General features: G+C 55.4%; 19 protein-coding genes. 7 read left to right on the top strand and 12 right to left on the bottom strand.

The window, feature by feature from the left end:
- Window positions 1-104: 104 nt before the first annotated feature.
- Window positions 105-728: a glutathione S-transferase gene (locus tag ABEH87_RS18925; protein WP_346578609.1), complete on the bottom strand. Its 624-nt coding sequence runs from the start codon at window positions 726-728 to the stop codon at window positions 105-107.
- Window positions 729-840: 112 nt separating this feature from the next.
- Between ABEH87_RS18925 and ABEH87_RS18920 the strand changes: the two genes are divergently transcribed.
- Entirely contained in the window at window positions 841-1,692 is an 852-nt protein-coding gene (locus ABEH87_RS18920) for a PhzF family phenazine biosynthesis protein (protein WP_346578607.1), read from the top strand.
- A 51-nt stretch (window positions 1,693-1,743) separates the two neighbouring features.
- On the opposite strand, the gene ABEH87_RS18915 is transcribed toward ABEH87_RS18920, so the two are convergent.
- Window positions 1,744-2,502, bottom strand: a complete 759-nt coding sequence (locus ABEH87_RS18915; protein ID WP_346578605.1) for an SDR family oxidoreductase — start codon at window positions 2,500-2,502, stop codon at window positions 1,744-1,746.
- A 115-nt stretch (window positions 2,503-2,617) separates the two neighbouring features.
- On the opposite strand from ABEH87_RS18915, the gene ABEH87_RS18910 reads away from it, so the two are divergent.
- Both ABEH87_RS18910 and yhjD read left to right on the top strand, forming a co-directional pair.
- On the top strand, window positions 2,618-3,517 hold the full coding sequence (locus ABEH87_RS18910) for a LysR substrate-binding domain-containing protein (protein WP_346578603.1): 900 nt from the start codon (window positions 2,618-2,620) through the stop codon (window positions 3,515-3,517).
- 56 nt (window positions 3,518-3,573) lie between these two features.
- Window positions 3,574-4,575, top strand: a complete 1,002-nt coding sequence (gene yhjD / locus ABEH87_RS18905; protein ID WP_346578602.1) for an inner membrane protein YhjD — start codon at window positions 3,574-3,576, stop codon at window positions 4,573-4,575.
- A gap of 51 nt (window positions 4,576-4,626) precedes the next feature.
- Here yhjD and ABEH87_RS18900 read toward each other — a convergent pair whose 3' ends face one another.
- The 5 genes from ABEH87_RS18900 to cpxP form a co-directional block, all read right to left on the bottom strand.
- On the bottom strand, window positions 4,627-5,382 hold the full coding sequence (locus ABEH87_RS18900; RefSeq protein WP_346578600.1) for a CDP-diacylglycerol diphosphatase: 756 nt from the start codon (window positions 5,380-5,382) through the stop codon (window positions 4,627-4,629).
- A 185-nt stretch (window positions 5,383-5,567) separates the two neighbouring features.
- Window positions 5,568-6,557, bottom strand: a complete 990-nt coding sequence (locus tag ABEH87_RS18895; RefSeq protein ID WP_346578598.1) for a sulfate ABC transporter substrate-binding protein — start codon at window positions 6,555-6,557, stop codon at window positions 5,568-5,570.
- 144 nt (window positions 6,558-6,701) lie between these two features.
- On the bottom strand, window positions 6,702-7,664 hold the full coding sequence (pfkA, locus tag ABEH87_RS18890) for a 6-phosphofructokinase (protein ID WP_346578597.1): 963 nt from the start codon (window positions 7,662-7,664) through the stop codon (window positions 6,702-6,704).
- Window positions 7,665-7,859: 195 nt separating this feature from the next.
- On the bottom strand, window positions 7,860-8,762 hold the full coding sequence (gene fieF, locus ABEH87_RS18885) for a CDF family cation-efflux transporter FieF (protein ID WP_346578595.1): 903 nt from the start codon (window positions 8,760-8,762) through the stop codon (window positions 7,860-7,862).
- Window positions 8,763-8,884: 122 nt separating this feature from the next.
- Window positions 8,885-9,394: a cell-envelope stress modulator CpxP gene (gene cpxP / locus ABEH87_RS18880; RefSeq protein WP_346578593.1), complete on the bottom strand. Its 510-nt coding sequence runs from the start codon at window positions 9,392-9,394 to the stop codon at window positions 8,885-8,887.
- A 152-nt stretch (window positions 9,395-9,546) separates the two neighbouring features.
- On the opposite strand from cpxP, the gene cpxR reads away from it, so the two are divergent.
- From cpxR to trmL, 3 genes are read left to right on the top strand one after another with little or no spacing between them, the layout of a single operon-like run.
- Entirely contained in the window at window positions 9,547-10,248 is a 702-nt protein-coding gene (gene cpxR, locus ABEH87_RS18875; RefSeq protein ID WP_346578592.1) for an envelope stress response regulator transcription factor CpxR, read from the top strand.
- Complete coding sequence (gene cpxA / locus ABEH87_RS18870) at window positions 10,245-11,624, top strand: envelope stress sensor histidine kinase CpxA (protein ID WP_346578590.1); 1,380 nt, start codon at window positions 10,245-10,247, stop codon at window positions 11,622-11,624. The genes cpxR and cpxA overlap by 4 nt, the downstream gene beginning before the upstream one ends.
- Before the next feature lie 38 nt (window positions 11,625-11,662).
- Complete coding sequence (gene trmL, locus ABEH87_RS18865; RefSeq protein ID WP_346578589.1) at window positions 11,663-12,133, top strand: tRNA (uridine(34)/cytosine(34)/5-carboxymethylaminomethyluridine(34)-2'-O)-methyltransferase TrmL; 471 nt, start codon at window positions 11,663-11,665, stop codon at window positions 12,131-12,133.
- Window positions 12,134-12,185: 52 nt separating this feature from the next.
- Here trmL and cysE read toward each other — a convergent pair whose 3' ends face one another.
- The 5 genes from cysE to ABEH87_RS18840 all read right to left on the bottom strand — a co-directional run bounded on the left by cysE (window position 12,186) and on the right by ABEH87_RS18840 (window position 15,337).
- On the bottom strand, window positions 12,186-13,007 hold the full coding sequence (cysE, locus tag ABEH87_RS18860) for a serine O-acetyltransferase (RefSeq protein WP_346578588.1): 822 nt from the start codon (window positions 13,005-13,007) through the stop codon (window positions 12,186-12,188).
- Window positions 13,008-13,072: 65 nt separating this feature from the next.
- A complete protein-coding gene (gene gpsA, locus ABEH87_RS18855; protein ID WP_346578586.1) occupies window positions 13,073-14,092 on the bottom strand; it encodes an NAD(P)H-dependent glycerol-3-phosphate dehydrogenase in 1,020 nt (339 codons plus the stop codon).
- Window positions 14,092-14,553, bottom strand: coding sequence for a protein-export chaperone SecB (gene secB, locus ABEH87_RS18850; protein ID WP_346578584.1), 462 nt, complete (start codon window positions 14,551-14,553; stop codon window positions 14,092-14,094). The genes gpsA and secB overlap by 1 nt, the downstream gene beginning before the upstream one ends.
- Before the next feature lie 82 nt (window positions 14,554-14,635).
- Window positions 14,636-14,887 carry a glutaredoxin 3 gene (gene grxC, locus ABEH87_RS18845; RefSeq protein WP_346578583.1) on the bottom strand — a complete coding sequence of 84 codons (252 nt, stop codon included), beginning with the start codon at window positions 14,885-14,887 and terminating at the stop codon, window positions 14,636-14,638.
- A gap of 18 nt (window positions 14,888-14,905) precedes the next feature.
- Window positions 14,906-15,337, bottom strand: coding sequence for a rhodanese-like domain-containing protein (locus ABEH87_RS18840; protein WP_346578581.1), 432 nt, complete (start codon window positions 15,335-15,337; stop codon window positions 14,906-14,908).
- A gap of 352 nt (window positions 15,338-15,689) precedes the next feature.
- On the opposite strand from ABEH87_RS18840, the gene envC reads away from it, so the two are divergent.
- Window positions 15,690-16,997: a murein hydrolase activator EnvC gene (envC, locus tag ABEH87_RS18835; RefSeq protein WP_346578579.1), complete on the top strand. Its 1,308-nt coding sequence runs from the start codon at window positions 15,690-15,692 to the stop codon at window positions 16,995-16,997.
- Window positions 16,998-16,999: the final 2 nt, after the last annotated feature.

The following is a 16,999-nucleotide window of genomic DNA, read 5'->3' as shown; positions in this document are numbered from 1 at the left end:
ACCGGGGCAATCATCCCGGCCCGACCGAAACAGCAGGTCGGGCCCTGGGATCGAACGCAATGCCGTGGCGGTTTCAAACCTACGGCGGGCACGATGATTGCGAGTTATGGTGTGCCGTTACGGCCCCAGGTAGCGTAGCCTTTGCGCGTCGTCAGGCGTTCATAATAGGCGCGAACGGCTGGCAGGTTGGGATGGTCCAGCGGGGTTTCGTACCAGCGATTCACCGAGAGACCAATGGGAATATCAGCCAGAGAGAATGACTGCCCGGCCACCCAGGCCCCGGTGCGCTCCAGCTGCTGGTTAAGAATGCCCATGGTGTACGCCCAGCCCTTGCTCGCTGCGGCCAGCAGGCGTGGATCCTGATGAGCCGGAGAGTGGCGTACCAGTGACATAAACGCATAACGCCAGGCAGTATTCAGCTCCGTAGCCTGCCAGTCAATCCACTGGTCGACCCGGGCGCGGGCCTGAGGCGCGGTGGGGTAAAGGGCTTCGCCACCAAAGGCATTAGCCAGATAGCGAATAATGGTGTTCGACTCCCACAGAATAAAATCACCGTCCTGAATCACCGGGATCAGCGCATTAGGATTCAGCGCTTTAAATTCGGCTTCCTGCGGTGACTTAAAGCCATCGCCCCACTCTTCCCGGTGAAAGGGGATCTCCAGCTCATCGCACAGCCACAGCACTTTCCTGACATTGATAGATGAAGCACGTCCCAGTATTTTCAGCATAAAATCATCACTTTTTTAACCACTGTGGTTTATTAATACCCATAATAACCGAAACTGACAACCGCCTTACGGAAGGTCAGCCAATGGAACCTTTAGACTGACAGGATAAGTTATGACGCAATTACGCCCTTTTAAGCAGGTCGACGTATTTACTTCCACACCTTACAACGGTAACCCACTGGCGGTCATCATGGATGCCCGCGACCTGAGCGACGAGCAGATGCAAGCGATCGCCCGCTGGACCAACCTGTCAGAAACCACATTCGTGCTCCCGCCGACGGATGAAGCGGCCGATTATCGTGTGCGTATTTTCACCCCGGACACCGAATTCCCGTTTGCCGGCCACCCGACGCTGGGTACTGCTCACGCCCTGCTGGAAGCCGGAGTGGCGCTGAAAACCCCCGGCCAGATTGTGCAGGAGTGTGGGTTGGGGCTGGTGCGCGTCAAAATCAGTGATAACGGCGCGCTGGCCTTTGCCGCACCGGAAGCGACCCTCACGCCGTTCAGCGATGCCCCTATCACCAGCGCCCTCAACAGTGACAGCCTGGAAGAACAGCTGCCGGTGATGATTGCCGATATGGGTATACGCTGGCTGCTGGTACCGATGACCTCTGCCGAAGCCGTACTGGCAGTGAAGCCAGATGTGGTCGAATTTGCCCGCCTGGTGCGCAAAGCCAACGTCGATGGTGTGGTTCCTTTTGGTCCGCTAGCGGGTGAGAACGAACAGTATGAAGTCCGTGGCCTGCTGATTGAACAGGGCGCACTGACGGAAGATCCGGTCACCGGCAGTGCTAATGCCTGCCTGGCACGTTATCTCCAGGCACGCGGCGTGGAGCTCGATTACCGGGTTCGGCAGGGTACGGCGATGCAGCGTGCCGGTCGCCTGAGCGTTACCTATGCCGCTGACGGCGTCTGGATTGGCGGCCAGACCGTCACGGTGATCGACGGCACGGTGCGGGTATAACAGTTAATCCTCAGGGGCTGACCGTCTCTTTCGATCAGTCCCCCTCCCCGATTACAGGAACATCCCGCCCGATGCCTCAATACGCTGGCCATTCACCCAGCGGCACTCTTCGCTGAACAGCGCGGCGACCGCATGGCCAATATCATCCGCCAGCCCGGCGCGGCCCAGCGCCGTCTGCGCCGCCACAAAGGCATTCATCGCGGCATCATCACGCACCCGACCACCGCCGAAGTCAGTCTCTATTGCCCCGGGCGCGAGGATATTCACCGTAATGCCGCGTGCGCCCAGCTCTTTAGCCTGATAGCGCGTCAGAACCTCCATCGCCCCCTTTACTGCCGCATAAGCGCTGGAACCCGGCAGGCTGAAACGCGCCAGACCGCTGGAAACATTGAGGATGCGCCCGCCGTCAGCCATCAGCGGCAGCAGTGTCTGCGTCAGGAAAAAAGGTCCTTTAAAATGGATATCCACCAGCTGGTCAAACTGAGCTTCCGTCGTCTCAGTAAACGGGGCATACAGAGCCGTCCCCGCGTTGTTCAATAAATAATCAAAGGTTGTACGCTGCCAGGTGGTTTTCAGCTGCTGCGTGACCTCATCGGCAAATGCGCTGAAGCTGTGGCTGTCTGCCACATTTAACGGAAGTGCCACCGCACGGGCGCCCAGCGCCTGAATGCGCACAACAGCGGCTTCGGCTTCCTGCTGCTGGCTGCGATACGTCAATATCACATCCACCCCCTTTTCAGCGAGTTTCAGGGCAGCATTCTGGCCTAAACCACGGCTGCCGCCGGTAATCAGTGCTATTTTCTGGCTCATTCTCTTCTCCGGTGAGTGGGCTGTGGACAAAAAGCAGGATATTACTGGCCAGCTGATCTATAAAGGTCTTCAGATACGCTTCACTGTTCCATTTCCAACAACAATGGGTTCAGCAATGGATAAAATTCACGCAATGCAGGTGTTTGTCAGAGTGGCGGAAATGCAGAGTTTTACCAAAGCTGCGGAGAGTCTGGGTCTGCCAAAAGGCAGCCTGTCGCGCCAGATTCAGGCGCTGGAAAACAGCCTGGGTTCGCGTTTACTGCAGCGCACCACGCGTCGGGTACAGCTGACCCACGACGGGCAGGTTTACTTCGAACGCTGCCGTGATGTGCTGGCCACGCTGGAGGAGATGGACTCCCTGTTTCAGCACGACCCGGCGACCCTCAGCGGCCGGCTGCGGGTGGACATGCCGGTCAGCCTGGCCAGTAATTACCTGATCCCTTTACTGCCCGACTTTCTGCAACACTATCCGGGGATTGAACTGGAGCTGAGCAGCAGTGACCGCCGGGTGGATGTGATCCGCGAAGGCTTTGACTGTGTGGTACGTGTCGGCGTGCTGGAAGACTCCGGGCTGATTGCCCGCCATCTTGGGTATCTGCCGCTGATCAATTGTGCCAGCCCGGACTATCTGGCACGTTTTGGCACGCCGGAGACGCTGGAAGCCCTGTCGCAACATGCGATGGTGCATTACAGCCAGCACCTGGGCAGCCAGCCGGCCGGATTCGAATATGATGACGGTAAAACCACGCAGTTGATTAAGACTGGCGGAGTGGTGACGGTTAACAGTACAGACACTTACCGCACCGCCTGTATCGCCGGGCTGGGGATTATTCAGGTTCCGCGCGGCGGTGTCTTACCGGCGCTGAAAGAAAAAAAACTGATCGAGATCCTGCCGCAGTTTCCGGCACGCGCGATGCCGGTATCGCTGCTGTATCCGCACCGCCGCAACCTGGCACGCCGGGTCAGGGTGTTTATTGAATGGCTCAGCCAGGCGCTGGCACGTTACGTCACCTGACCAGCAGGCTATAATCAGTAGCAGTCTGAAACTTATAAAAGGATGAAGCCGGATTCATGGCAGATAATCAACAGCATACGACCCAATCGACAGAGCCGGCGGAAAAGAAGCCGCTGATCACCCTGAAAACGGGAAATCACACGGTGGATAAATCGCTGACGCGCGTGTCACGACTGGTCGAGTGGTTCCGCGCCATCCCGGCGGTGGCGCATTTTATCCGTGCCGGTGAACGCTTTAACGATCGTCTCGGCAGTCAGTTCGGCGCGGCCATCACCTACTTCTCTTTTCTTTCGCTGATCCCGATCCTGATGGTCTCTTTTGCCGGCGTCGGTTTTGTGCTGGCTTCCAACCCCGACCTGCTGGCCAGGCTGATCAATTCGATCGTCAGCAATATCAGCGATCCCTCGCTGGCCGCGACGCTGAAAAGTACGGTCAACACGGCTATTCAGCAGCGTACCACCGTGGGTCTGACCGGCCTGCTGGTAGCGCTGTATTCCGGGATTAGCTGGATGGGAAATCTGCGTGAGGCGATACGCGCCCAGTCTCGCGATGTCTGGGAACGCACCCCGCAGGATCAGGAAAAAATCTGGTTTAAATATTCGCGGGACTTTATTTCACTGACCGGCCTGGTGCTGGCGTTGATTATCACGCTGTCTCTGACGTCGATTGCCGGTGCCGCCCAGGCGGCGATTGTACGCGCCCTGGGGCTGGAGGGCATTGAATGGCTGCGCCCGGCAATGACGCTGATTGCGCTGTCGATCTCGATTTTCGCTAACTATCTACTTTTTCTGTGGATATTCTGGATACTTCCGCGCCACAAACCGCGCAAAAAAGCGCTTTTTCGCGGCACTCTGCTGGCCGCCATCGGGTTTGAAGTGATTAAATTCATCATGACCCTGACCCTGCCGAAGCTGGCCTCTTCGCCGTCCGGCGCGGCGTTCGGCTCGGTGCTGGGACTGATGGCATTCTTCTATTTCTTTGCACGGCTGACGCTGTTCTGTGCCGCGTGGATTGCCACGGCCCGTTATAAAAATGACCCGGAGCTGGAGCAGAAATAGCCGGTGACGACAGGGGGGTGTGGATCGACCGTGGCGAACTGACGGGCAGGCTTATTTCAATAATGCGCAGCTGTGATCCTGCAACTCCTCTGCCGATGCACGATTGAGCAGCAGCAGATTACGTTTCACCACCATCAATACCCGCCGGCCATCCGCTAACACCGCAATAGCGATGCCGTAACTCCCCATATCCTCACGCGCACCAGGCAGTTCATTCGCGATACGGATAAACGGACTGGTACGCTTAAACTCATCGCGCGTGATGGTTCTGACCTGATAATCATGACTGCCCAGCTTCAGGCTTTGCCATCGCGCATTGAGCCGGGGACTCAGCGCATCCAGCTGTTGACGAATATCTGCACGCAGGCACGAGATATGGATGTGCAACTGATTCTGAGTACGCCCCAAGCGCGAATTAATCGCCAGCGAAAACACCCGGTCATCAATAATAGCCCCGCGTTTCTCCTCCATAAAATGTCGCGCCCGCCAGGCTTCTGCCAGGAAATTTGACGTAGCAGGATTGAGTAATTTCTGGCTCTCAACTCCGGTAATTTTCGCTACCGGTATCAGCAAAAACTGCAAAGCACCGTTGCGGTCCTTTAATACCACATACCCGTCCTGCATATTGACCAGGCGGCAGGGAGCCGGACGACTTTTTTGTTCCTGTCCAGGGACACATTGCTGGCTGACAATCCTCCACAGGGCATCCGAATTTTTATTAAAATTCAGCGCGATAGCAATACTACCGACGGTTACCAGCACCCCTAATGCCACCAGCGTGATAACAAGCCGCCTACGTCCCAACATCTTTTCCACACCTCTGACCACTCATCGCTCACAATGTATGCTAAGCCGGGCAGGAAATCATGCGAATTTATCTGTAGGTCACCGGTTAACAGAAATTATTTAATACCGGTAAAGACTTAAAGCAAATAACGTGAAAACAAAAAGGGCCGACAGTGTCGGCCCTCGTAAAATCATCGTCTGCTGGCTTAGCGCTTCATCACCTGATCGTAGGTGCCACCTTCAGCAAAATGGGTTTTCTGTGCCTGTGTCCAGCCACCGAACTTACTGTCGATGGTAAACAGCTTCACCGGCTGGAAAGTGTTGGCATATTTCTTCGCTACGGCCGCATCTCGCGGACGGTAGAAATTCTGCGCCGCGATGTCCTGCCCTTCAGGTGAATACAGATACTTCAGATATTCATCGGCAACTTTACGGGTGTCACGCTCATCCACCACTTTATCAACCACCGATACCGTCGGCTCCGCAAGGATAGACTCACTCGGGGTGATGATATCAAACTTATCTTTACCCAGTTTGTTCACCGCCAGATACGCTTCGTTTTCCCAGGCGATCAACACATCTCCGATGCCGCGTTCAACGAACGTATTCGTCGCGCCGCGTGCGCCGGAATCCTGTACTTCAACGTTTTTGAATAGCGCTTTAACGTATTCCTGTGCTTTGGCCTGATCGCCATTATTCTGGTCCAGCGCCCAGCCCCAGGCCGCCAGATAGTTCCAGCGGGCACCGCCAGACGTTTTCGGGTTCGGGGTAATCACCGACACGCCAGGTTTGATTAAATCAGGCCAGTCATGAATTTGCTTCGGGTTGCCTTTACGCACAAGGAACACGATGGTGGAGGTGTAAGGAGCAGAGTTATCCGGCAGGCGTTTGATCCAGTTTTTATCAATACGGCCGCGTTCGGCAATCGCATCAACATCTGACGCCAGTGCCAGCGTCACCACATCGGCTTTGATACCGTTGATCACCGAGGTAGCCTGCTTGCCGGACCCCCCGTGCGACTGGCGGATCACCACATTGTCACCGGTTTCCTGCTTGTAGTGCGCGCTGAAGGCTTTGTTGTACTGCTCGTACAGCTCACGAGTTGGATCGTAAGATACATTCAGCAGCTGAATATCCTTTGCCAGCACGCTGGTTGAGGCCAGTAACAGGGTAATTCCCACGCTCCACTTCTTCATTGCACACACTCCCAAAGGTTTTATCTGTGAAGGAGCGTGACACAAAGTATTCAGTGAATTAAAGAATTAAAAATTAGCTGTAATAACTATATGGAATAACGATTTGCATAAAAAAGGCGCTGACCCGCAGCGCCCTGTTTTTTATCAGTAAAGTTTCTTGGCGGTTTCCAGCCAGTCACCTTTAAACGGACGCTTCATGTTTTCAATCGCGTCGATAATGTCATGGTGCACCATCTTCTCGTTCTGAATACCGACGCAGCGACCGCCGTAGCCCTGTAACAGCAGCTCAATGGAGTAAGCCCCCATACGCGAGGCAAGAATACGGTCATAGGCAACCGGCGCACCGCCGCGCTGAATATGGCCCAGCACCGTCGCACGGGTCTCGCGCTTGGTTTCTTCTTCGATGTATTTCGCCAGATCGTCGATGTCACAGATGTGCTCGGTGATCGCCACGATGGCGTGTTTTTTCCCTTTGGCGATACCGGCTTTAATCTCGCTCACCAGCTCTTCACGGGTGTAAGGATATTCCGGCAGCACGATAAATTCACAACCGCCCGCAATGGCGGCCGCCAGAGTCAGGTCACCGCAGTAACGCCCCATCACTTCGACGATGGAAATACGCTGGTGCGAAGAGGAGGTATCGCGCAGACGGTCAATGGCTTCCACCACGGTTTCCAGCGCGGTGAAATAACCGATGGTGTAGTCAGTACCGGCGACGTCATTATCAATGGTGCCCGGCAGGCCGATGCACGGGAAGCCCATCTCGGTCAGACGCTTGGCCCCCATGTAGGAACCATCACCGCCGATCACCACCAGCGCATCAATGCCGCGCTTTTTCATATTTTCGATAGCCACCGTGCGCACATCATCATTACGGAATTCAGGAAAACGTGCGGAACCGAGGAAAGTACCGCCACGGTTAATCATATCCGACACGCTGTAGCGGTCGAGGTTAACCATACGATCTTCATACAGGCCCAGATACCCATCATAAATGCCGCAGACTTCCAAACCTTCACTGAGCGCGGCGCGAACAACACCCCGAATCGCAGCATTCATACCTGGGGCGTCGCCGCCGCTTGTCAGTACACCGATTTTTTTAATCATGACAACCTCTGAACTTGATGATGCAAATGATGAATTCTGGACGCCGGAGCGGATCGACGCACGCTAAATTAATGGCAATAGTATATCAAACCCTGCCGGCTGAATTGATTCAGGTCAGGCAACTTTCGGCTAATTTTTTTGCGGTCTGTCACGTTTAGAGCAGTGTAAACGCTAAGCATTTCATTTAAAAACGCTTTACAGGTCAAATTTGCCCTGCGGCCTGTCGGGGACCACAGAGCAGGGATCCTGGTGAATAATCACATCCGACCCGGGGAACTTGTGCAGCAGCGCCAGTTCAACCTGTTCGGCTATCTGATGAGCCTGGTACAGGGGGAGGTGATCGTCCATTTCAAGATGCAGTTGAATAAAACGCGTCGGCCCCGACTGACGGGTGCGCAGATCGTGAGCGCCCTGAACGCCGGGCCAGGCCGACACGATATCAAAAATAGCCTGATGTTCATCGGCAGGCAGTGCACGATCAAGCAGCGCCTGAACGGCCTCGTAGCCCATGCGCAAAGCACTATACAAAATCCACACGCCGATCCCTAGCGCAAACAGTGCATCAGCACGATGAAAACCATACCAGCTTAATGCCAGCGCCAGTAAAATCGCGCCGTTCATTACCACGTCAGACTGATAGTGCAGCATATCGGCACGTATGGCCTGGCTGCGCGTGCGCCGCACCACCCAGCGCTGGAAGGTCACCAGTACCAGCGTAGACACCAGTGCAACCACGGTGACGACCATCCCTACCAGCGGCGCTTTCATCGGTTCAGGAGAGGCGAGGTGCTGCAGACCGGTGAGGAATAAAAACAGGGCGGAGCCAGAGATAAACATGCTCTGTGCCAGCGCGGCGAGAGACTCTGCTTTGCCGTGGCCAAAGGTGTGTTCGGCGTCGGCGGGTTGCAGCGAGTAGCGCACGACCAGCAGATTAGTCAGCGAAGCGGCAATATCGACCAGCGAATCCACCAGCGCAGCCAGTATGCTGACCGATCCGGTGTACCACCAGGCAAAAATTTTGATCATCAGTAACAGCGAAGCCAGCACCGTGGCCGCGAGGGCCGCCGCATTAACCAACCGGGCATAATCTGCATTCATCGCGCGTTTCCACTGTATTCAGTGGGCTTGAGTATACTGATTTTCAGGCAAAAAAAACCCCCACCATCATGGCGGGGGAAGACAGGGATGTGTCTATGGCAAGGAAAAACAGGGATACTATGTTACTGGGTACTGCCGGTACTACTTGCTGCCTGCAGCGGTGAAGACTGCTGCATATTCGTTAGCCTGCGCATTTCATCAAAGCGCTGCTGGTGTTTCTGTGCCAGAACGTCCTTCTGCTGCGGTGTTAACAGGTGATACATTTGGTTGCGAACCTTAGCCATCTCGACCTGGCGCGCCACTTCAGCCTGTGCAATTTTTTCCGCCTGAGCCTGATAGGCCGTCTGGTCAAATTTATCTGCAATAATCAGTTCGTGTAGTCGCTCTAAATCGTTAATACTTATAGGAGAACGATCGTGTCGTGCCTGCTGCATCAGATCTCGTAGCTGCTGACGCTGCTGTTCCGTCAGATTAATGCCATCAAACATGTGGCTCTGCGGAACCTGCCTCAGTGTACGGTTTGCTCCGTCATCCTGATGCATCTCGTCAGTCGTCGCGACGTTGTCAGCCCATGCGGCGGAGAGAGTGAGCATCAGCGCCGGAACCACAACGACGGCGGTAACTTTACGCATCGTTTACTCCCAGGTTTGTTTCCGTATTTCGATTCAACGAGAATGAGTCTACGGTGCCCGCTGCAAACATGCGTCAGGGGGTGTAAAACTACGTAAAGTCATGGATTGAGCGCATTCGTTCACGGTATTTTGCCTGCGGAGGGCAATAAAAAATGAATAAAATCCTGTTGGTTGACGATGACCGCGAATTGACTTCGCTACTGAAAGAATTGCTTGAAATGGAAGGATTCAACGTGCTGGTTGCCGGTGACGGCGAGCAGGCACTGGCGCTACTGGACAGCACTGTCGATCTGTTATTACTTGATGTGATGATGCCAAAGAAAAATGGCATTGATACCCTGAAGGAACTGCGTCAACAGCATCAGACACCGGTCATTATGTTAACCGCACGCGGGAGTGAGCTGGACCGTGTGCTTGGCCTTGAACTGGGGGCTGATGATTATCTGCCGAAGCCATTTAACGACCGTGAACTGGTCGCACGTATTCGTGCCATTTTACGCCGTTCTAACTGGAGCGAGCAGCAGCAACAACAGCATGACAACAGCTCACCGACGCTGGAAGTGGACTTGCTGCGGCTGAATCCAGGCCGCCAGGAAGCCAGTTTCGACGGGGTGACACTGGACTTAACGGGTACCGAGTTTACGCTGCTCTACCTGCTGGCGCAGCACCTCGGCCAGGTGGTCTCTCGTGAACATCTCAGTCAGGAAGTGCTGGGAAAACGTCTGACACCGTTTGACCGGGCGATTGATATGCATATCTCCAACCTGCGGCGCAAATTGCCGGAGCGCAGAGATGGCCATCCGTGGTTTAAAACGCTGCGCGGCCGGGGATACCTGATGGTGTCGGCAACATGATATCCAGCCTGACCACCCGCATCTTTGCCATTTTCTGGCTGACCCTGGCACTGGTACTGATGCTGGTGTTAATGCTGCCCAAGCTTGATTCCCGTCAGATGACCCCGCTGCTGGACAACGAGCAGCGGCAGGGAATTATGATTGAGCAGCACGTTGAGGCGGAGCTGAGTCAGGACCCGCCCAATGATTTAATGTGGTGGCGCAGGCTGTTCCGCGCCATCGATAAATGGGCTCCGCCCGGTCAACGCCTGCTGCTGGTCACCAGCGAAGGGCGGGTGATTGGCGCACAGCATAACGAAATGCAGGTGATCCGTAACTTTATCGGCCAGTCCGATAACGCCGATCATCCGCAGAAGAAGAAATATGGCCGGCTGGAGATGGTCGGGCCGTTTTCCATCCGCGATGGGGAGGATAACTATCAGCTGTATCTGATCCGTCCGGCGGGCAGCTCACAGCTCGATTTTATCAATCTGCTATTTGACCGTCCGCTGCTGCTGCTGATTGTTACCATGCTGATCAGCTCACCGCTGCTGCTGTGGCTGGCGTGGAGCCTGGCAAAACCCGCACGTAAGCTAAAACACGCGGCGGATGACGTGGCTGCCGGTAACCTGCGTCAGCGGCCAGAGCTGGAATCGGGACCGCAGGAGTTTCTTGCCGCCGGTGCCAGCTTTAACCAGATGGTGAGCGCACTGGAGCGGATGATGACCGGTCAGCAACGGCTGCTGTCGGACATCTCACACGAGCTGCGCACTCCGCTGACGCGCTTACAGCTGGCGACCGCGCTGATGCGCCGCCGCCACGGTGAAGGCAAAGAGTTGGGTCGTATTGAAATGGAGGCACAGCGGCTGGATGGGATGATCAATGACCTGCTGGTGCTATCACGCACTCAGCATAAAAATGCGCTGGTCAGCGAAGCCATTAAAGCCAGCCATCTGTGGTCAGATGTTCTTGAGGATGCGCGCTTCGAAGCCGAGCAGGTGGGGAAAACCCTTGAGGTTCCTTATCCGCCGGGTCCGTGGCCGCTGTACGGTAACCCCAGCGCGCTGGAGAGTGCTCTGGAGAATATCGTTCGCAATGCCCTGCGCTATTCGCACAGCAAGATCTCTGTCAGCTTTGCCGTCGATAAAAAAGGCATCACCATTCACGTCGATGACGACGGCCCTGGCGTCAGCCAGGAAGATCGCGAGCAGATTTTCCGCCCGTTCTACCGCACCGATGAAGCGCGTGACCGTGAATCCGGAGGGACAGGACTGGGGCTGGCCATTGTCGATAATGCCATTCAGCAGCATCGCGGCTGGGTCAAAGCCGACGACAGCCCGCTCGGAGGCCTGCGTCTGACCCTCTGGCTGCCGCTGTATACCACTCAGAGTGAATAATTTGCTATCCTTCGGCCCTCGTTCCTGAGGGCCGTAACATGCTAAATATCGTTTTATTCGAACCTGAAATTCCACCGAACACGGGTAATATTATTCGCCTGTGCGCCAATACTGGTTTTAAGCTGCATTTGATAGGGCCGCTCGGCTTTGCCTGGGATGACAAACGCCTGCGCCGCGCCGGGCTGGATTATCATGAGTTCACCGCGATCAGCCATCATGAGAGCTATGCGGCGTTTACAGCGTCAGAAGCGCCACAGCGCGTGTTTGCCCTGACGACCAAGGGAACACCCGCCCACAGCGCTGTCAGCTATCAGGAGGGCGACTATCTGCTGTTTGGCCCGGAAACACGCGGCCTGCCCGCCACCATTCTTGATGCCCTGCCAGCACAGCAAAAAATCCGCATCCCGATGATGCCGGACAGTCGCAGCATGAATCTGTCGAACGCGGTGTCGGTGGTGGTGTATGAGGCGTGGCGGCAGTTGGATTACGCAGGGGCGTTAATCCGTTAACACGCCGGAATGGCGAAATACGCCGGGGTCGATCCACGATCGACCCGCAAAATCAGATTCCGTCACCAAACTCAAAGCCTGGCACCATGCCATTGAAGTGCTGATCCATATCCATCGACGGCTTATCGCTGCCCGGTTTGCCAACAATACGTGCCGGTACGCCCGCCGCCGTGGTATGCGGCGGAACGGGCTGCAACACCACGGATCCGGCCCCGATCTTCGCGCCGCGCCCGACCTCAATATTACCGAGGATCTTCGCCCCCGCACCGATCATCACACCTTCACGGATCTTAGGATGGCGATCGCCGCTGGTTTTTCCCGTACCACCGAGGGTAACAGACTGCAGGATCGAGACATCGTCTTCAATAACGGCCGTTTCACCGACGACAATGCCGGTTGCATGGTCAAGCATGATGCCACGACCAATCTTTGCCGCCGGGTGAATATCAACGGCGAAAGAGACCGAGATTTCATTTTGCAGATAGACCGCCAGCGCACGACGTCCCTCATTCCACAGCCAGTGGCCAATACGATAAGCCTGCAACGCATGAAAGCCTTTAAGGTACAGCAGCGGCGTAGAGTACTTATCGACCGCCGGGTCACGCTGACGTACCGCCTGAATATCACAGGCCGCAGACACGATCATCGTCGGGTCCTGGCGGTAAGCATCCTGAATAACTTCACGAATGGCGATCGCGGGCATGATGGGGTTAGCCAGCTTATTCGCCAGCATGTAGCTTAGCGCACTCCCCAGGTCGTCATGCTTGAGCAGAGTGGCGTGGTAAAAACTGGCCAGCATTGGTTCACAGTCGGCCAGCGCACGCGCTTCCGTTTTGATGTTATCCCAGATCAGTTCAGGCTCTACGCACGGCATGGCTCTCTCCCCATTAAAAATGGCGCCCGATTAGACGCCATAGGCTACAACGCTGTTCGTCCGCTTCAGCTACCGCTGTTTTCGTCCTTCCTTGTGCGCCCGAGCAGACTCAATGCTGCCTCGCGTGCATTTTTTCCGCAATAGAGCACCTGATAAATCTGCTCGGTAATCGGCATCTCCACACCATAACGTGCGGCGAGCGCCTTCACCTCTTTGGTATTGCGAAAACCTTCAACCACCTGGCCAATGGCATTTTGAGCACCATCAACATCGGCCCCCTGCCCCAGCATCATGCCGAAGCGGCGGTTACGCGACTGGTTGTCGGTGCAGGTCAGCACCAGATCACCCAGCCCGGCCATCCCCATAAAGGTGGTGGGATCGGCCCCTAATGCTGCCCCCAGCCGGCTCATTTCGGCCAGCCCGCGGGTAATTAACGCCGTGCGCGCATTGGCGCCAAAGCCAATACCATCCGACATGCCAGCACCGATAGCGATGACGTTCTTCACCGCTCCGCCCAGCTGCACGCCGATAAAGTCGGGGTTATTATAAACACGGAAGCTTTTGCCACAGTGCAGGAGCTGCTGCAGATCATCAGCGAACTCCGTATCCGTTGCTGCCAGCGCAATCGCCGTTGGCAGGCCAGCCGCCAGCTCTTTGGCGAAGGTCGGGCCAGAGATCACCGCCAGCGGAATATTCTCACCCAGGATATCACGCGCCACATCCTGTAATAACCGCCCGGTTTCTTTCTCCAGACCTTTCGTCGCCCATACCAGGCGCGAATCCGCCCGCAGATGCGGTTTAATCTGTTGCAGCACGTCGCCAAACACATGGCTTGGTACCACCACCAGTAAATCACGACTGGCGGCCAGCGCGGCAGCAAGATCGGTTTCAAGCCGAAGGGAATCAGGGAAAGGCACATCGGGAAGGAAAGCGGTATTACAACGGTCGGCCTGCAACTGCGCCTGATGCCGGGGGTTATGGCCCCACAGCACCACGTCGTGGCCATTACGAGCCAGCGTAATGGCCAAAGCGGTGCCGTAGGAGCCGGCACCGATGACGCTCATGGATGCATGAGGGCTATCCATTAAGCGTCCTGCTGAGGCGCTGCACCTTCTGACTGCTGCAGGTAGTTCATAAACAGCGCGTCAAAGTTAACCGGTGCAAGGTTGAGTTGCGGGAAGGTGCCACGGGATACCAGGCTGGTGATGCACTCACGCGCATACGGGAACAGGATGTTCGGGCAGTATGCACCCAGGCAATGCGCCATCTGAGTTCCTTCAATACCACCGATGGAGAAGATACCGGCCTGCTGCACTTCACACAGGAACGCAGAGTCTTCGCCGACGGTTGCCGTAACCGTCACACGCAGCACGACTTCATACACATCGTCAGCCAGTTGGCTCGACGCGGTGTCCAAATCCAGTTTAACTTCAGGTTCCCACTCTTTCTGGAAAACCTGTGGCGCGTTTGGCGCTTCGAAAGAGATATCTTTGGTGTAGATACGTTGGATCTGGAAAGACATCTCGGTGTTGTTCTGTTCTGACATGGTACGTAATCCTATAGGTTAATAATCCGTTACTGTACTGCAGCAAGAGTCAGGCAATATGCGCCACAATGCGCAGCCTTCCTTATTTTAACAACGGGTCCAGGCCATCACGACTCTCAAGCGCAAAGAGGTCGTCACAGCCGCCGATGTGCTGTTCATCAATAAAAATCTGTGGAACGGTCGTCCGGCCGCTACGTTTTATCATCACTTCACGCAGAGGTGCATCACCATCAATGGGGATTTCCTGGAACTTAACGCCTTTCTGGCTCAGCAGCGCTTTCGCACGGTGACAGAAAGGACAGGTCGCTTTGGTGTAGATCTCAACGTTTGCCATGCCAGCACTCCAGTCTCTTTATTTACCGCGAACCAGCGGCAGGTTTTCGCCACTCCAGCCGGATACGCCATCTTTCAGCACGTAGACCCGCTCGAAGCCCGCTGCATTCAGCTTATTGGCTGATTCAGATGCAGACGTTCCGGTTGCACACACGACGATCAGCGGCTGCGCTTTATGTTTTTCCAGCTCGCCGAAGCTGCCTTTTTTAATATCTGCTGCCAGCACGTTCATCGCGTTAGAAATATGGCCCTTGCGGTAATCATCACGCCCACGCACGTCCACTACCACGGCTTCTTCTTTGTTAATCAAACGGGTGGCTTCACCTCGGCTGATTACTTTTACTTTGGAGAACATGCCCTTAACGGTGGTCACGATCACCAGAACCAGCAGAACAACCCACGCCAGACCTAAAATTGTGTGATTGCCTGCGAACTGCATAATATCTTGCATGAGGGGTAACAACTCCCGAAAGGGTTAATAAGCTAAAAATAAGGCTTCTGAGTATACCTGCCAGGAGTGTCATGTACAGTCGAGAAGCCCTTCAGAGTTATGTTTTCTGCGACAGATGACAAAAAAAAGTTGCCTTAAGTGAAAAAGGCTATCCTGTGATGGTACTGCGGCGAAGTTAAGCGGTGGAATGTTGTGCAACTGCCGGTTTTAACGCTTTGCACCGGCCGGCCGGTGCAAAGGCTGCTGGCTCGCGGCTGCGGTCGCGATCGGGCCGAAACTGTTACTGACGGAAATAGAAAACCACTCAGAGATGGCTGGTAAGCTGCTGTTCATCGTGGAATAATCCGCAGATATGAGGGAAAAAGCGACAGTGTTACATTCATGGACCCCGCGTAATCAATCGGCTAGCGTTCCGCCATTACGTGCAAGCTTGTCCGTCCTGGCCGTCAGTGCGCTTTGCACCGGCGCATTGTTGTTCTCTTTTTCTGCACTGGCAGCGGAAGATAACAAATCACAACTTCAGAGTATTCAACAGGATATTGCGGCTAAAGAGAAAAGTGTACAGTTGCAAAAGCAACAGCGCAGCCAGCTTCTCGACCAGTTGCAGAGCCAGGAAAAAATCATTGCGCAGGCCAGCCGTCAGCTGCGTGACACCCAGTCCAGCCTGACAACACTCAATAAAGACATTGCCAGCCTGAACGCCTCTATCAGTAAACTCCAGCAGCAGCAGAAACAGCAGGAAGAGATCCTCGCACAGCAGCTGGATGCCGCATTCCGTCAGGGGCAGCATAACGGTTTACAGCTGATTCTCAGCGGTGAAGAGAGCCAGCGCAGCGAACGCATGCTGGCCTATTTTGGCTACCTGAACGACGCCCGGCAAAAATCCATTGAGGCCTTAAAGCAGACGCGTAGCGATCTGTCGGCACAGAAAGCCAGCCTGGTGGATAAACAGGCGCAGCAAAAATCGCTGTTAAGCCAGCAGGAGAGCCAGCAGCAGAAGCTGGAAGGTGCGCGCCAGGCACGTAAGAAAACGCTGACCACTCTGGAATCCTCGCTGGAAAAAGATCAGGCGCAGCTGGTTGAGCTGCGGCAGAACGAAAGTCGCCTGCAGGACAAAATTGCTAAAGCTGAACGGGAAGCGAAAGCACGCGCTGAGCGTGAAGCGCGTGAGGCAGAGAAAGTCCGTCAGCGCGAGGCTCAGGCAAAGCGCAAAGGCAGCACTTATAAACCGACCGACAGTGAGCGATCGCTGATGTCGCGCACCGGTGGTTTGGGCCAGCCTTCCGGTCAGGCCGTCTGGCCGGTTCGTGGTAGGATTGAACACCGGTTCGGCGAACAGCTGCAGGGTGAACTGCGCTGGAAAGGGCTGGTGATTGATGCCCCGGAAGGCACTGAAGTTAAGGCGATCGCCGATGGCCGGGTGCTGATGGCTGACTGGCTCCAGGGCTATGGCCTGGTGGTAGTCATTGAGCACGGTAAAGGCGATATGAGTCTGTATGGTTATAACCAGAGTGCGCTGGTAAGCGTAGGCACCCAGGTACGGGCAGGACAGCCTGTTGCGCTGGTCGGTACCAGCGGTGGCCGGGGTACGCCGTCGCTCTATTTCGAAATCCGCCGTCAGGGACAGGCCGTTAATCCACAACCGTGGTTAGGAAGATAAGT

Source organism: Erwinia sp. Eh17-17 (genome assembly GCF_039675725.1).
Taxonomy (GTDB): Bacteria; Pseudomonadota; Gammaproteobacteria; order Enterobacterales; family Enterobacteriaceae; genus Erwinia.
The sequence above is the reverse complement of the archived record's forward strand: the minus strand, read 5'-3'. Positions and strand labels throughout refer to the sequence as shown.

What these genes read in the sequence shown, in the direction of transcription:
- ABEH87_RS18925 (WP_346578609.1), bottom strand. Translation starts at nt 728, where the DNA reads ATGCTGAAAATACTGGGACGTGCTTCATCTATCAATGTCAGGAAAGTG.
- ABEH87_RS18920 (WP_346578607.1), top strand. Translation starts at nt 841, where the DNA reads ATGACGCAATTACGCCCTTTTAAGCAGGTCGACGTATTTACTTCCACA.
- ABEH87_RS18915 (WP_346578605.1), bottom strand. Translation starts at nt 2,502, where the DNA reads ATGAGCCAGAAAATAGCACTGATTACCGGCGGCAGCCGTGGTTTAGGC.
- ABEH87_RS18910 (WP_346578603.1), top strand. Translation starts at nt 2,618, where the DNA reads ATGGATAAAATTCACGCAATGCAGGTGTTTGTCAGAGTGGCGGAAATG.
- yhjD (WP_346578602.1), top strand. Translation starts at nt 3,574, where the DNA reads ATGGCAGATAATCAACAGCATACGACCCAATCGACAGAGCCGGCGGAA.
- ABEH87_RS18900 (WP_346578600.1), bottom strand. Translation starts at nt 5,382, where the DNA reads ATGTTGGGACGTAGGCGGCTTGTTATCACGCTGGTGGCATTAGGGGTG.
- ABEH87_RS18895 (WP_346578598.1), bottom strand. Translation starts at nt 6,557, where the DNA reads ATGAAGAAGTGGAGCGTGGGAATTACCCTGTTACTGGCCTCAACCAGC.
- pfkA (WP_346578597.1), bottom strand. Translation starts at nt 7,664, where the DNA reads ATGATTAAAAAAATCGGTGTACTGACAAGCGGCGGCGACGCCCCAGGT.
- fieF (WP_346578595.1), bottom strand. Translation starts at nt 8,762, where the DNA reads ATGAATGCAGATTATGCCCGGTTGGTTAATGCGGCGGCCCTCGCGGCC.
- cpxP (WP_346578593.1), bottom strand. Translation starts at nt 9,394, where the DNA reads ATGCGTAAAGTTACCGCCGTCGTTGTGGTTCCGGCGCTGATGCTCACT.
- cpxR (WP_346578592.1), top strand. Translation starts at nt 9,547, where the DNA reads ATGAATAAAATCCTGTTGGTTGACGATGACCGCGAATTGACTTCGCTA.
- cpxA (WP_346578590.1), top strand. Translation starts at nt 10,245, where the DNA reads ATGATATCCAGCCTGACCACCCGCATCTTTGCCATTTTCTGGCTGACC.
- trmL (WP_346578589.1), top strand. Translation starts at nt 11,663, where the DNA reads ATGCTAAATATCGTTTTATTCGAACCTGAAATTCCACCGAACACGGGT.
- cysE (WP_346578588.1), bottom strand. Translation starts at nt 13,007, where the DNA reads ATGCCGTGCGTAGAGCCTGAACTGATCTGGGATAACATCAAAACGGAA.
- gpsA (WP_346578586.1), bottom strand. Translation starts at nt 14,092, where the DNA reads ATGGATAGCCCTCATGCATCCATGAGCGTCATCGGTGCCGGCTCCTAC.
- secB (WP_346578584.1), bottom strand. Translation starts at nt 14,553, where the DNA reads ATGTCAGAACAGAACAACACCGAGATGTCTTTCCAGATCCAACGTATC.
- grxC (WP_346578583.1), bottom strand. Translation starts at nt 14,887, where the DNA reads ATGGCAAACGTTGAGATCTACACCAAAGCGACCTGTCCTTTCTGTCAC.
- ABEH87_RS18840 (WP_346578581.1), bottom strand. Translation starts at nt 15,337, where the DNA reads ATGCAAGATATTATGCAGTTCGCAGGCAATCACACAATTTTAGGTCTG.
- envC (WP_346578579.1), top strand. Translation starts at nt 15,690, where the DNA reads ATGAGGGAAAAAGCGACAGTGTTACATTCATGGACCCCGCGTAATCAA.